Origin of the sequence: Rhodococcoides navarretei (assembly GCF_038069675.1) — a bacterium.
Taxonomy (GTDB): Bacteria; Actinomycetota; Actinomycetes; order Mycobacteriales; family Mycobacteriaceae; genus Rhodococcoides; species Rhodococcoides navarretei.
In genome coordinates this window covers 3,259,408-3,272,993 of the sequence record NZ_JBBPCN010000001.1, presented here as the reverse complement: position 1 = coordinate 3,272,993, position 13,586 = coordinate 3,259,408, and the positions used below count along the sequence as shown (strand labels likewise).

Below are 13,586 nucleotides of genomic sequence, written 5' to 3'. Positions count from 1 at the left end.
CGATGGCTCACTCTGCGGCGACGACCACCGACTGCGAGGCCGACGTGAGCACCGTATCGGCACCGCAGTCGGAGTCGATCACCGCCGTCAACACTGCGACGAACTCGGTGATGAAACGGTGGACGTTGGTGGATGCAACATCCGAACTGGGGAAGCGCGCGGAGATGTTGAGGCCTTCGAGCGTCCTGTTGACCCAGAAGTACACCTCGTCGTCGGCGTGGCAGTTGCTTCGCAGAGCCCGGCCCTTGCGGCCCTGCCACTGCGCGGCGTCCGGAAGGAACCGAAGGTCGATGTACGAGACCACGAATCGGGGAATCTCCGTCGACTCGAGGATCTGGGCGATCTTCGAGTACGGCATACGTGCCAGACCCTTGTTGGCCGCGCCCGCAGTTGCCGCGGCTTCGAGTGCCTCCCCGAAGGTGTGAGCGTTGTCGAGCTCGATCTCCATGGGCAGGATGCCGACGTACCACCCGACCGACGCAGCCCACTTCTGCTCGTCTCTGGTGTGCATCGGCATCACGGTGCGCAACGACGAGCGGCCGGACAGGCGCGCGTTCGTCAAGGCGAGAGCCGCGAGTATTCCGGCTTGCATGTTGTACCCGGCGGTACGGCACGCAGAGTTGAAGGCATCCGACTGGTCGGACGTCAGCAACCACGACGAGATGCTGCTCTGAGCAGCTGGATCGGCGGCAGCGGGTGCCCCGTCGACCGTCACCGGCAGTGGGAAGGCGGGGAAGCGTCCGTCCTCCACCGACAGAAATTCCTGCCAGGTGCGCACTGCGCTGTGGTCGCTGGTCAGCGTCTCGCCGAGAGTCCTCTCGGACTGGCTGAAGTCGACATAGCTACCTACTTCGGGTAACTCCGGGTCGATGCCGTCGAGGGCGTGTGCGTACAGGCGGTCGATCTCGTTGATGGCATAGATCTGGCTGTAGGCGTCCATCACCGAGTGGTCGGCGGCGAACGCGAGCAGGAACGACTCTCCCGGCCCGTTCGCCAGAGCGCGGGATGCGTCGTCCGGTTCGATGGTGGCGAGGACGAAGTGCGGCCACGCCGTCGGAGACACGGTTTCGCCGAACCAGGAGTGCAGGTGGCTGAAGACCTGAGTCTCGGTCCGGGGTTCGGTGTGTGCCCGATCGGTCACCTGCACCGCATCTGCCGGAGCGGTGTGGCGCAGCCACGAACCGGATTCCTCGTCGCGCCGAACCTTGGTGCGAAACGCCTCGTGGCGAGCCATGTATGCGGCGATCGTTGCGCGCACTGCGTCGACGTCGTAGCGGCGATGAATCTCGAACACGGTGCCGATCCACGATCCCGGTGCGCTGCGCTCGCAGTGGTCCTGGTGCGTGAAGGACAGGCCGCGGGGGTCCGGTGCCCAGCGGTCGTCGTCGACGCGGGGGACCCACTCGGTCAGGCGACCGGCGGGGAGGGGGTAGTCGGCGAGTTCGGTGTATTCCATGGGAGTCCTCTTCCGTTCCGGGCTCGGTCAGCGATGTTCGGCGTTCGTTCGGTATTGCGTGTCCGATTACGGTTGAGCCGCGCGTGTAAAGCAGCGGAGCGGTGCCCGTCGCGTCGACTCGTCGTTTATGTGTTTGCTGTTGGATTGCTGCTTTCGTCATTGAAAGAACAACGTCATTGCCGTCGACCCGAAGTGAGTCCAGAACACACGATAGGGCGAAACCAAAATTATTTCGCTACGCGTAAAAGTAATACTTCTCACTGCCGAGCGTCTTGACCTGTCGATCCCGGATGTCCTGCCGAAGACGCCCCGACTGTCCTATCGTTCGACCGCGTCACTGTTCTTGCTGGTCTTCTTCATGAATGTTCACAGGGGGAGTGTGGTGCGGCACGGCTCGGACAAAAAGTTACGAGCCACATCACTGGATAGGCCGAACATGATGCGGGGCACAATTCGGTGTGCATATCACTGCACCTATTGTCGATTGCTAATACGTGGTGAGTGGCGAATTCTCACCGCTGCCACGGTGTCGGAGATGTAGTACGTTCGGCGCGTGACTCGAATTGGATTTGCCGATCACCTATTCTTGAGAATGCACCACGGCATCGGATATCCCGTCTATAACCAGTTTTTGTGGTGGTTCGACGAAACCGTCCGGCGCGACGACCTGGAAAATCTACGCAACAACCTGTCCGACGGTTTGCTTGCGCGCCGAGTGGTCTCCTCGAGAGTGCCGACTGCTCGTGCTCGATGGGTGCGATCACCCGTCTCCCATTCACTGGACTTTCACTCGCAGTTCATCGACGAGGCCGACATACCGGCGTGGGCCGACGGCCGTCTCGATCCCGACATCGATCCTGAAACCGGTCTCGGATGGCGTCTGGCGGCGGCACCGGTGTCGAACGGTGGGACGGTCGTGTCCTTGGTCGCGTCGCACATGGTCGCCGACGGCGGTGCGCTGATCGAGGCAGTCCGTGCTGCGAACAACCGGTCGAAGCAAGGCCGGTTGGCTCCTGACGCCGACGGCATCGCAGCCATCGGCTCGGACCTCAGAGACGCCGCAGAGCAAGCGCGGTCCGTCGCTGGGTGGCTGGTGAACGCCGCCGCCGACGCACTGCCGATCCCGACCCGAACCGAACCCGACGCGGTCGTCCCACGATCCCGCCCGACCCGGTCACGGGTGCCGGCCGACGCGATGGACTCCGACTGGGTATCACCTCACGCCGTGGCAGAGGTGGAGGCGGGTGCCTGGACCGCAGCCGCCCAGCGATGGGGTGGTACGTCCAATTCGCTGTTCATCGCCGTCCTGACGGCAGCGTCCGGGAACGCCGGACGTGCCTCGATCGGCGACTCGGTGCAGTGGTCTCTGCCGGTCAGTGACCGCACCCCGGCCGACACCCGTTCCAACGCCACCAAGATCGTCAAGATCGACGTCCCCGTCACCGACGCCTCGGACCGCGACCTGACGACGATTCGGTCGATCAGCAAGGCGGCGTTCACCGCTTTCGCCGTGAGGCAGGCCGAAGGGCAGGCACCCACAGGCATCTCGCAGGCCCTTGTCCAAATGCTGCCCGACGCCGTGGTTGCGCGTGTTCCGCAGCCGCGAGACGGTGCCGAAGGGCTCGCGTCCAACCTCGGTGTCCTGCCCGAGGACTTCACCACGGTGGCCGGCGTTCGGGCTCGTGCAGTCTCGGGCAGGGCGACGTTCGCGGGAGCGGATGCCGCATTCGCCCGGTCGCTCGACGGTGGTCTCACGGCCTGGGTGTGCGAGACGGGATCGAGCGTGACCGTGACCGTGCACGCCATGGATCCCGATCGCTTTGCCGACGAGGACGTCCTGCGTGAACACCTGACCGAGGCGCTCGCTCGATGGGAGCTGTCCGCGCGTTTCTGGTGACTGCGTCAGCGGTCGCGCGCGGCGGCTTCGGCGATGTCGGCAGCTGCAGCCACCGCCGTTGTGGTCGGGGCAACGACGTCGGCGAGTCGACGCGCCGCCTGCCTGGCGCGGTCGGTAGTGATATCGGTAATGGCCTGCTGCAACACGGATTCGGTCAGTGTCGAGAACTTCGTGCTGGCTCCGGCTCCGATCCGTCGTAGAGCGGTTCCCCAGTACGGCTGATCGGCGCTGAACCAACACACGAGCGTCGGTAGACCCGCCCGCGCAGTGGCCGCCGTCGTACCCGCGCCGCCGTGGTGCACCGCGGCGAGGCACTGCGGGAAAACAGTCCCATGATCGACCGAATCCACGATCTTGATGCTGGAGTTCGTCCGAGTCGCAACAGAATCGGCACCGACGAGGTTGCTCCAGCCGGCACAGACGAGAGCACGAACACCGAGTTTTTCCACGACGTTCTCGATCATGCGCAGGAGGGCGGCCGGGTCGGGAACAGGCATGCTGCCGAATCCGAAATACACCGGTGCCGAGCCGGCCTGCAGCCATTCCTCCAGCGTGGGATCGGCCTCGAAGCGTCCACTGCTCAGGCCGAGGAATCCGACGAACGGACGAAGCGGTCCCCATTGCTCGGCGAGCCCTGGGAACAGCGCCGACTCGTAGGCCTGAATCTCGACCCCGCCGTAGCGTTCGGAGCGAACGGGCAACGAATCGCCGGTCGGTGCCATTCCGAGGGACACTCTCTGCGCGTTCTCTCGGGTCTTCATCGACTTCCAGCGCATCGACTCTGCCAATGCCCACATCGATCGATTGAGCCGGCCCGGCAGGGTGATTCCCGGAACCACGGGCACGACGTCGTTGCGCCGGAGTGGGCAATAGTGCAGTGCCACAAAAGCACTGCCCGCAGACTCGGCCATGTTGAAGGCCATTTCCTGCCCCAGCGAACCGGTGACGACCGCATCGCAACCTTCGGCCATCTGCTCGAGTTCGGCTGTCATCCGGTCCCAGCCGTAGTTGGCAAGCTCGGCCAGTGCCGCCAACCTGGTCCGCGGATTGCGTGATTTGATACGCACCCTGATCAGCTCGGACTCCAAGAGGCGCTGGGTGTCCGGGCCGAACGACACCACGCGGATCGGGTCGCACTCGGCCGTTGTCGTGCGCGCGAAGTCCAGCAGATTCGGCGGTGCGCCGAACACCACCTCGTGCCCGCGATCTGCGAGTTCGACGCCGAGCGCCAGACCGGGCGTCACATCACCGCGGCTCCCGTTGAAGGGCATCACGAACTTCATACGGGCACTCGCAGTCGCGTCGGTTTCGGAGAGCGATCACAACCTATCAGCTTCGCTCGCAGTAGCCCGGTGCGGAAAACATATGGTGCGAAACACATTTGCGGCCCACCTGCGTCTGCACTCGCGCAGCGATAGTCTCTCGAGGTGGAAAGACTGACGTACGACGACGACCTGTTCCTCCGCATGGAATGCGTACTCGGGGTACCGGTGGTGAACCAGATCGTCTGGAAGTTCGACGGTGCCGTCGCACTCGACGCACTCGAATCGATGTGGCGAATGCTCGCCGCAGGTCCCATCGATCGATCCGTTCGGCGGACGCGGATGCCCGGAGCCCGTGACAGTTGGACGGCGGCGCGCCGATCGGCCGATCCCGTGGCGATCGGATCGTCGATCGACCGCACGGCGGTCGACAGGTGGATCGAGGACGAAGCCGCAGTGACGTTGGACCCGATCGGGGGACCGGCGTGGCGCTTGTCGGCCACCTCGGTCGACGGAGGCGGCACGATCGTGTCGCTGGTCGGCTCGCACGTGGTCGGCGACGGTGGGGCACTGACCTCTGCCGCCGCGGCTGCGCTCGCCGGACGCGCTGTACCCGACGACTTCGTACGCGTCGGACTCGATGACGACTCCGCGTCCTCGATGGCGCTCTCGGGAGCCGATGTGTCCGATGGTCTCGGCCGGATCGGTGCGTCGCTCTCGGGTGCGGCACGAGCGATCGGCCGCACCGCGGTGGAGACGGCGAGGGCACGGTTCACGGCGTCGGCCGGCCGGAGCAACGCCGCGCCGGACTCCACGAGCGCCGATCCGGACCGTCCGCGCGTGTTGGTCGCACCCGAGAACGGGGCGTGGGTTCCGAGCACCGTCGTTGTCGACTGTCTTTCCTCGCAGTGGTCCGCCGCTGCAGCGAGCAAGGGCGGCAGCTCCAACAGTCTGCTGGTCGCGGTGGTGCTCGGAATCCTGACCGGAAGCGGCAGGATCACAACGGAGGACAGGGTTCGCGTCGCCCTTCCGGTCAGTACCAGGACCACGGGAGATCGGCGCGCCAACGCGACCTCCGGTGTCTCGATTCATGTCGATGCCGGAGGGGCGTACCTCGACGATCTCGGAGCTATCCGCGCATCGAGCAAGCAAGCCTTCAGAACCCAGGCCGATCGCACCGTCACGACGACGTTCGAACTTCTCAAACCGTTGATGCAGTTGCTGCCGGACGCGATCGTCGCCAAGCTCGCCGCGTCGGGATCGGCACCGCTGTGCCTGTGTTCGAATCTCGGTGCACGAGGCGCCGCGCTGCGCACCATCGGCGGTGTCGACGCCACCGCGGTCGCGATGAGGTCGATCACGCAGAACACCGATGTCGACCTGCTGCGCCGCACCGGCGGCGGCGTCAGCGCCTGGTGGAACGAATCGGGGGAGCGCGCGACACTCTGCGTCACCGGGCTCGATCCGGACAGGTTTCCCAGCAAGGAGCACCTGCGTGGGCTCGTCGAGGCGGAGTTCGAACGATGGGGCCTGACGCCCGAATTCTGGTGACCTCGAGACAAGTCACAACTGCAGGCGAGGACGGATTTTCGACCGGATCGCCGGTGCGGCTATGCTTTCCGACTGTTCGAGTGTTCGAGCAGGTGTGAGAAAGGGGAGCGATCCATGGCAGTGGTCGTGTTGTTCGGGTCCGAGACCGGTACGGCCGAGGAGGTCGCCGACAAGATTGCGGACGTGCTGAGCGATCATGACGCCGAGGTACGCGACATGCTCGAGTACGAGGTGTCCGACATCGACACCGACGACTTCCACGTCGTCGTCTGCTCCACCTACGGAGACGGCGAACTCCCCACCGGTGCAGAGCCGTTTTTCGATGCACTCGTCGAGGACGCTCCGGACCTCGCCGGACTGCAGTTCGCGGTGTTCGGTCTGGGTGACCGGGTCTACGAGGACACCTTCAACCGCGGCGGCGAGATCCTCGCGGAGAAGCTCACCGAACTCGGCGGCAAGCAGATCGGTACCCACGCTCGGCACGACAGCTCGTCGAACATCAAGCCGAAGTCCATGGCCGAGGAATGGGCTCGGGAGTTGATCGACCTACTGCCCTGACGGTAACGACCGACTGCGACGGGTACCTTCCGGCGGAGCCGGAACGATCACGACGGTGTTCGGTCCCAGAGGGCAGCCAAGGACGTACCCACACGGGTGAGCAGTGTCCGCACCAGCGGCAGACCTATTCCGATCACCGACGACGGATCGCCCTCGATGCGGTCGACGAACCAGCCGCCGAGGCCGTCCAGCGTGAACGCACCTGCCACCAGTAGCGGCTCACCGGAGGTGAGGTAGGCCTCGAGATCCACCGAGGACGGCGTCGCGAAATGCACGATGGTCGAACTGTGCGCTGCAGCCTGCGCCACGACCACACCGTCGGTCACTCGGAGCACCGCGTGGCCCGTCAACAATTCGCCACTGTTGCCCGCCATCGACTGCCATCTTTCGCGCGCCACCTCGACCGAATGCGGCTTGCCGTGTAATTCGCCGCCGATGGACAGCATCGAGTCGCAGCCGACTATCACCAGATCGTCGGCCGAATCCGAAAACGTCTCGGCCACTGCCGCTGCCTTGGCTCGGGCCAGCTCGGTGACCACCGTTTCCGGAGACGCAGACGGACCGAGCGCTGCGCTCAGCGCATCCTCGTCGACACCCGACACTTGGACGATCGGCTCCACACCGGCACCGCGGAGCACCGACAGGCGGGCCGGCGACGCCGACGCCAGGACCAGACGAACATGGCCCGGCGCAGCGTCGGAGGGTGCCACCGTCACCGCGGGTGGCGACCCGACGCGGCATACGAATACGCCGATCGAGCCACGAAGCCACGATGCAACGATTCCGGCGAACCCCACAGCTCGCGGGGACGAGAATCGACCGTCGACTGCGATCCGTTCTGGGCGGCCGTCAGAACCGCCACCAGAGCGGCAAGTTCCTCGTCACTCGGATTGCCCTTCACCACGCTGACGGCAACGGGTGTTCCGGACGCTGCGTCGGCGCTCGCTGCGTCGTGATTCGCTTCGGTCATAGTGGGATGTTTCCGTGTTTCTTGGGTGGGAGGGTGACTTGTTTGCGTTCGAGCAGTCGTAGCGCGGTGACGATCTGGCCGCGGGTGTGACTCGGTGGGATGACCGCGTCGAGGTAGCCGCGTTCGGCAGCGATGTAGGGGTTGACGAGGGTGTCCTCGTATTCCTGCTGCAGTGTCAACCGGAGGGCGTCGACGTCCTCACCGTTCTTCGCGGCCTCCAACAGTTTCTTGCGGTAGACGAACCCGACGGCACCGGAGGCTCCCATGACGGCGATCTGCGCGGTCGGCCACGCCAAATTCACGTCCGCTCCCATGTGCTTGGACCCCATCACGTCGTACGCCCCGCCGTACGCTTTGCGGGTGATGACGGTGATCTTCCCGACGGTCGCTTCCCCGTAGGCGTACAACAGTTTCGCTCCACGCCGGATGATGCCGTTGAACTCCTGCCCCGTCCCGGGCAGGAACCCCGGTACGTCGACCAGGGTGATGATCGGGACGTTGAAGCAGTCGCACGTGCGGACGAATCGGGCTGCTTTCTCGGAGGCATCGATATCGAGGGTGCCCGCGAATTGGGTGGGTTGATTGGCCACGATCCCCACCGACCGGCCGTCGATCCGCCCGAACCCGACGATGATGTTGCGGGCTCGACCTTCCTGGACTTCGAGGAATTCGTCGTCGTCGAGGATCCGGGTGATCACCTCGTGCATGTCGTACGGGGTGTTCGGTGAATCGGGGATCAGGGTGTCGAGTTCGAGGTCCTCGGCGGTCAACGAGTCCTCGATCGCCCCGACAACAGGGTCCGACGCGACGGTGCGGGGGGCGTCGGCACGATTGTTCGACGGTAGGTAGGACAGCAGGTCCCGGACGTAGTCGAGGGCGTCCTGTTCTCCGGAGGCGACGTAGTGCGCGACCCCGGATTTCTCCATGTGGGTGTGTGCGCCACCGAGTTCTTCCATCGTCACGTTCTCGCCGGTGACGGTTTTGATGACGTCGGGTCCGGTGACGAACATCTGGCTCGTGCCGTCGACCATGACCACGAAATCGGTCAGGGCCGGGGAGTAGACGTGCCCGCCTGCGGCGGGTCCCATGATCACCGAGATCTGCGGGATCACCCCGGACGCGCGGACGTTGCGGTGGAAGATCTCCCCGTACAACCCGAGGGAGACCACACCTTCCTGGATGCGGGCTCCGGCACCTTCGTTGATCCCGACCAGGGGCCGGCCGGTCTTGATCGCCAGGTCCATCACCTTGACGATCTTCTCGCCGTAGATCTCCCCCAAGCTGCCACCGAAGACGGTCGCGTCCTGGGAGAACACACACACATCGCGGCCATCGACGGTGCCGTAGCCGGTGACGACACCGTCACCGAACGGCCGGTTGTCGGCCAACCCGAAATTCTGTGAGCGGTGCCGCGCCAACGCGTCGAGCTCGACGAACGATCCCTCGTCGAGCAACGCCGTGATCCGCTCCCGCGCGGTCAGCTTGCCCTTGGCATGGACCCGCTCCACCGCCGCCTCACCCGACGGAATCTCCGCAACCGCGAGACGTTTACGAAGATCGGCCAACTTACCCGCAGTGGTATGGATATCTGGGGTTTCGGCCGACCCGTGTGCAGTGGAATCCTGGACGCTGGTCATGGGGCACCACTTTAACGGCGAGTGTGATCTGGGCCCCGACCGAGGGTGGTTCGCCGAAGCCGATCGTGCCTCGCCGAGCCCATATGCTGGTCGGTATGTGGACAAACCTCGATCGCCCACCGCTGGACGTTCGCGCGCTTCGCCGGGCGCTGGTGGATGGACCGCAGGCATCCTGGTCTCGGTTGGACGTGGTGGCCGAAACCGGTTCGACCAATGCCGACCTGATTGCGGGGGCTGCGAATTACGCAGACCGAACAGCCCTGCTCGCCGAGCATCAGGGCAGCGGACGCGGCAGGCATGCGCGACCGTTCTCCGGTGCGCCCCGGTCGCAGATCCTGGTCTCGATGCTGTTGAAGTTTCCCGGAATCGATCCCGCGGTCCTCGGGTGGGTGTCGCTCATGACCGGAATCGCACTGGTCGACGCGTTACGCACCGTCGGTGAAGTCGATGCTCGACTGAAATGGCCCAACGACGTACTGATCGATGGCAAGAAGGTCTCGGGCATCCTGGCCGAGGTCGCCGCGCACGGGCCGTCGCCCACCGTCGTCATCGGACTCGGGGTGAACGTGTCGATGACGGCCGACGAGTTGCCTGTGCCGACGGCGACGTCACTGGCGCTGGAAGGAGCTGCGGTTCTCGACCGCGACACATTGGTGCGGGCGATACTGCGTGCGATGGCCGCCGAGGTGGATTCGTGGCGGGACTCGAACTGGAACACCGATGCGCTCGCTCACCGGTACCGGGAGAGGTGCGGCACCATCGGGCAGCGCGTGCGGGTGGACCTGCCCGGCGGCGACGAAAAGGTCGGAACGGCGGTCGATGTCGACGAGCACGGGCGCATCGTGATCGAGGTGGAGCACACCGGGACCGAGAACCCGTCGGTGTTGGCCGTTGCCGCCGGTGACGTCACCCATCTACGACCTCTCACGTGAGACCATCTCAGCTCGACGGAAGCTGTAGCAAGTAGTCAGGAGTGCACGGTGGGCTATCCCCAAGATGCGTTGGCCGATGAGGAAGAGCTCCTGCTTCATCATCACCCGCACTGGAAGATGCTGATCCTGCCGTCGATCACCTTCGTGATCGCCACAGGTGTGGCGGGCGTCGCCCTCGGCGCTGCGAGTGCACGGCTCGAATCGACCGCTGCGAACGTGGCGATGATCGCCGCGGCTGTGCTGTGGGCGGTGATCGTCGGGTGGCGTTGTCTGGTGCCGCTGATCAGCTGGAAGTGCACCCATTTCATCGTCACCGATCGGCGGGTGTTGATTCGGCAGGGTGTGCTCACGCACTCCGGTATCGACATTCCGATGAGCCGGATCAGCAACGTGCAGTTTCGACACGGGCTGGTCGATCGGATGTTGCGCACCGGCACACTCATCATTGCCTCGGCATCGGACGATCCACTCGAGTTCGACGACATTCCCCAGGTGCAACGAGTCCATTCCTTGCTTTACCAGCAGGTTTTCGACTCGATGGAGTACCGCCGCGAGTCCGTGCACGGGCGGGAGACGGCGTTCGAGTCCATGCCCGAGGATTCGGCCGCCGAGTCCAAGCCAGGTTGGCGCGCGGGCAAACGCAGGTAACACAGGCTGTTCTCACCTTCGAACCGTATGGTGACCGATGTGACCGACGTGCTACTTGCCGAAGACGACGAAGCCATCGCTGCACCCCTGTCGCGCGCCCTCGGGCGCGAGGGCTACACGGTGACCGTCGAACAGACCGGTCCCGCCACTCTCCAACGTGCGTTGGACGGAAAATTCGATCTGCTGATCCTCGACCTGGGCCTGCCGGGGATGGACGGTCTCGAAGTGTGTCGGCAGGTGCGCGCCAACCGATCCGAGGTGGCCGTCCTCATGCTCACCGCACGAACGGACGAGGTCGACTTCGTCGTCGGCCTCGATGCCGGAGCCGACGACTACGTCGGCAAGCCCTTCCGGCTCGCCGAGCTCATGGCTCGCGTACGTGCGCTCCTTCGTCGCCGGGGTGCCGGAGATGATTCCCCGATCGAGGTCGGTGCCATTCGCCTCGAACCCGCCGCTCGACGCGTCCTCGTCGGTGGCACCGAGATCTCCCTCGCCAACAAGGAATACGAGCTGCTCAAGGTCCTGCTCGACCACGCAGGCCAAGTCGTCTCTCGCGAAGTGATCCTGCGCGAGGTCTGGGGCGACGCAGAGCTGCGGGGGTCGAAGACTCTCGACATGCACATGTCCTGGCTGCGGCGCAAGATCGGTGACGAAGGACCTGTGGCCGAACGCCGTATCGCGACGGTTCGCGGCGTCGGATTCCGCATCAACAGCGACTAGCGGTCGATGCGCCGTCGAATTCTGGTCTCGATTCTCGCTGTCGTCGTCATGACGGCTTTGCTGCTCGGTCTGCCCCTGATGTACACCGCGTGGCTGTGGGTGGAGGATTTCACTCGCAACGACCTACAGGCCCGCCTGGACCGGATGGCGGCGGAGATCATCTCGCAGGAAGGGTCGGCGGGGCTGATCGAGGGCCAACTCGACATCGGTTCACTTCGGCTGGCGATCCCGCAGGGCGGTCGCCTGGTGGTGATCTACCCGACCCCGGAGGACGCCGCCTCGCGCGCAGACATCGGCGAAGCGTCCGTGCCTCGTCCGCTGGTCGAGTCTCTGTCGATGGGTACCTCGGGTTCGCTTCGACTCGAAGTGCCGTCGGACGACATGCGTTCACTGCAACGCCAGGCGCTCGGAGCGGTGACTCTCGTCGTTCTGGCGTCCGCGATGGCGGGCACGGTTGTCGCTGTCGTCACGGCGAAGCGCTTGGCCGATCCGCTGCAGGACGTGGCACGTCGAGCTGCCCGACTCGCCGAAGGTGACTTCCGGCCGGACCCGCGACGGCACGGGATCGCCGAACTCGATCGAGTCTCGGAGGTTCTCGACTCGGCCACCGTGGAGATCGCCGGCCGGCTGCAGCGCGAACACACGTTGGTCGCAGACGTCTCACATCAACTTCGCAGCCGCCTGACGGCCGTTCGTCTGCGCCTGGACGAAATCTCCACGCACCCGGACCCGGCGGTGGTCGACGAGGCCAACGAGGCGATGGATCAGGTCGATCGGCTGACGCTGGCCATCGACGAGCTCGTACGGTCCTCTCGCAGTGACGGCGCGGCCGGGGCACACGAAGTGTCGGTCGTCGAGGAACTGATCGGGACCATCATCGAGTGGCAGCGAAACTTCGAGGACGTGGGTCGGACGTTGGTCATCAGGGGAGACGAGGATCTGAAGGCGTCGGTGACGGGATCGCGATTGCGCGAGGCCGTCTCGGTGCTGATCGACAACTCTCTGGTGCACGGCGGCGGAGCCTGCACGGTGGCCGTCCGGGCGGTCTCGGCGAAGGAGAGCACCGAGCGACGCCGCGAACCTCTGGTCTGCGTCGAGGTCTCGGACGAGGGCCCGGGGGTGAGCAACGAACTCGCCCCGCACATCTTCGACCGCGGATTCTCCGGTGCCGGCTCCACCGGTGTCGGGCTCGCGCTGGCCCGGGCCTTGATCGAGGCGGACGGCGGCAGGCTCGAACTGCAGCGGCGCCGACCCGCCCTGTTCTCGGTGTTCGTGCCTGCATGGCGTGAACCGTCGCCTGCCGTGCGAAGTAGCGAACCGCGCTGAGTCGGCTCAGGGTTTGTCGAGTGCGTCCGCTGTGTCGGTGGGGTCCTCGTTGCGTTCGGCGTCGACCTCGAGGATCGTGCGCGCGTTGTCCTCGGGAAACGCGAACCGTCGCAGAGCCCAGAATCGAAACGCCATCTGCAGCAGATTGCCGATGATGTAGTTGAGGACGAAGTCGATGACCACCAGCGTGGTCAGCGATTCGCTGGTCTCGCGAATGTCGAAGATGTTGTTCGCAATCCACAGCGGACCGGCCGCGATGAGCACGCCGATGCCGCTGATGGCGAAGAACAGCAGCGCCTCGTGGTGCCGTTCGCGTCCGCCGCGGTGCTTGAATGCCCATTCGCGATTGAGGAAATAGCTCAGCAGGGTGGCGAGAACGCCGGAGATGATCTTGGCGATCACCGGCTTCTGTTCGAGCACCGTCAGACTCAGCGAGTAGAAGATGACGAGGTCGAAGACCATTGTCGTACCACCCACGATGGCGAACTTGATCAGCTCACTGTGCCGAATCGCGAGGTCACGAATGGGCGTGGGTAAGCGATGAAGCACGCTGTCGATCGTCGGCACAACGCTGAAGTCTACGAAACACCCCCTCGATCCGACGAACCGACGCTCTGATCATCAGGGTT

Annotated in this window: 13 protein-coding genes; 7 read left to right on the top strand and 6 right to left on the bottom strand. The window is 64.9% G+C overall.

From position 1 onward, the window contains the following. Positions 1–7: 7 nt before the first annotated feature. The gene (locus tag AABD04_RS15385; protein WP_341441678.1) at positions 8–1,456 is read right to left on the bottom strand and encodes a condensation domain-containing protein; all 1,449 of its coding nucleotides are present in this window, start codon (positions 1,454–1,456) and stop codon (positions 8–10) included. 592 nt (positions 1,457–2,048) lie between these two features. On the opposite strand from AABD04_RS15385, the gene AABD04_RS15380 reads away from it, so the two are divergent. Next, positions 2,049–3,353 carry a hypothetical protein gene (locus AABD04_RS15380; protein WP_341441677.1) on the top strand — a complete coding sequence of 435 codons (1,305 nt, stop codon included), beginning with the start codon at positions 2,049–2,051 and terminating at the stop codon, positions 3,351–3,353. Between the two features lie 5 nt (positions 3,354–3,358). On the opposite strand, the gene AABD04_RS15375 is transcribed toward AABD04_RS15380, so the two are convergent. After that, positions 3,359–4,624, bottom strand: coding sequence for a glycosyltransferase (locus AABD04_RS15375; RefSeq protein WP_341441676.1), 1,266 nt, complete (start codon positions 4,622–4,624; stop codon positions 3,359–3,361). 156 nt (positions 4,625–4,780) lie between these two features. Between AABD04_RS15375 and AABD04_RS15370 the strand changes: the two genes are divergently transcribed. Next, positions 4,781–6,166 (top strand): hypothetical protein, encoded by a 1,386-nt coding sequence (locus tag AABD04_RS15370; protein ID WP_341441675.1) that lies wholly within the window; start codon positions 4,781–4,783, stop codon positions 6,164–6,166. Between the two features lie 114 nt (positions 6,167–6,280). Continuing rightward, positions 6,281–6,724, top strand: a complete 444-nt coding sequence (locus tag AABD04_RS15365) for a flavodoxin domain-containing protein (protein ID WP_341441674.1) — start codon at positions 6,281–6,283, stop codon at positions 6,722–6,724. A gap of 47 nt (positions 6,725–6,771) precedes the next feature. Here AABD04_RS15365 and AABD04_RS15360 read toward each other — a convergent pair whose 3' ends face one another. From AABD04_RS15360 to AABD04_RS15350, 3 genes are read right to left on the bottom strand one after another with little or no spacing between them, the layout of a single operon-like run. Next, positions 6,772–7,434, bottom strand: a complete 663-nt coding sequence (locus AABD04_RS15360) for a Maf family protein (protein ID WP_341443075.1) — start codon at positions 7,432–7,434, stop codon at positions 6,772–6,774. A gap of 2 nt (positions 7,435–7,436) precedes the next feature. Further along, positions 7,437–7,694: an acyl-CoA carboxylase epsilon subunit gene (locus AABD04_RS15355; protein WP_341441673.1), complete on the bottom strand. Its 258-nt coding sequence runs from the start codon at positions 7,692–7,694 to the stop codon at positions 7,437–7,439. Further along, on the bottom strand, positions 7,691–9,331 hold the full coding sequence (locus AABD04_RS15350) for an acyl-CoA carboxylase subunit beta (protein WP_243608121.1): 1,641 nt from the start codon (positions 9,329–9,331) through the stop codon (positions 7,691–7,693). The genes AABD04_RS15355 and AABD04_RS15350 overlap by 4 nt, the downstream gene beginning before the upstream one ends. Positions 9,332–9,426: 95 nt before the next feature. On the opposite strand from AABD04_RS15350, the gene AABD04_RS15345 reads away from it, so the two are divergent. The 4 genes from AABD04_RS15345 to AABD04_RS15330 are packed head-to-tail and all read left to right on the top strand — an operon-like array spanning position 9,427 to position 12,957. After that, the gene (locus tag AABD04_RS15345) at positions 9,427–10,263 is read left to right on the top strand and encodes a biotin--[acetyl-CoA-carboxylase] ligase (protein WP_243608120.1); all 837 of its coding nucleotides are present in this window, start codon (positions 9,427–9,429) and stop codon (positions 10,261–10,263) included. A gap of 48 nt (positions 10,264–10,311) precedes the next feature. Beyond that, the gene (locus AABD04_RS15340; protein WP_243593564.1) at positions 10,312–10,911 is read left to right on the top strand and encodes a PH domain-containing protein; all 600 of its coding nucleotides are present in this window, start codon (positions 10,312–10,314) and stop codon (positions 10,909–10,911) included. 39 nt (positions 10,912–10,950) lie between these two features. Next, positions 10,951–11,631: a response regulator transcription factor gene (locus AABD04_RS15335; RefSeq protein WP_243593563.1), complete on the top strand. Its 681-nt coding sequence runs from the start codon at positions 10,951–10,953 to the stop codon at positions 11,629–11,631. A gap of 6 nt (positions 11,632–11,637) precedes the next feature. Then, entirely contained in the window at positions 11,638–12,957 is a 1,320-nt protein-coding gene (locus AABD04_RS15330; RefSeq protein WP_341441672.1) for a sensor histidine kinase, read from the top strand. Positions 12,958–12,963: 6 nt separating this feature from the next. On the opposite strand, the gene AABD04_RS15325 is transcribed toward AABD04_RS15330, so the two are convergent. Then, entirely contained in the window at positions 12,964–13,524 is a 561-nt protein-coding gene (locus tag AABD04_RS15325) for a GtrA family protein (RefSeq protein WP_341441671.1), read from the bottom strand. Positions 13,525–13,586 lie beyond the last annotated feature (62 nt).

What these genes read in the sequence shown, in the direction of transcription:
- AABD04_RS15385 (WP_341441678.1), bottom strand. Translation starts at nt 1,456, where the DNA reads ATGGAATACACCGAACTCGCCGACTACCCCCTCCCCGCCGGTCGCCTG.
- AABD04_RS15380 (WP_341441677.1), top strand. Translation starts at nt 2,049, where the DNA reads ATGCACCACGGCATCGGATATCCCGTCTATAACCAGTTTTTGTGGTGG.
- AABD04_RS15375 (WP_341441676.1), bottom strand. Translation starts at nt 4,624, where the DNA reads ATGCCCTTCAACGGGAGCCGCGGTGATGTGACGCCCGGTCTGGCGCTC.
- AABD04_RS15365 (WP_341441674.1), top strand. Translation starts at nt 6,281, where the DNA reads ATGGCAGTGGTCGTGTTGTTCGGGTCCGAGACCGGTACGGCCGAGGAG.
- AABD04_RS15355 (WP_341441673.1), bottom strand. Translation starts at nt 7,694, where the DNA reads ATGACCGAAGCGAATCACGACGCAGCGAGCGCCGACGCAGCGTCCGGA.
- AABD04_RS15350 (WP_243608121.1), bottom strand. Translation starts at nt 9,331, where the DNA reads ATGACCAGCGTCCAGGATTCCACTGCACACGGGTCGGCCGAAACCCCA.
- AABD04_RS15345 (WP_243608120.1), top strand. Translation starts at nt 9,427, where the DNA reads ATGTGGACAAACCTCGATCGCCCACCGCTGGACGTTCGCGCGCTTCGC.
- AABD04_RS15330 (WP_341441672.1), top strand. Translation starts at nt 11,638, where the DNA reads ATGCGCCGTCGAATTCTGGTCTCGATTCTCGCTGTCGTCGTCATGACG.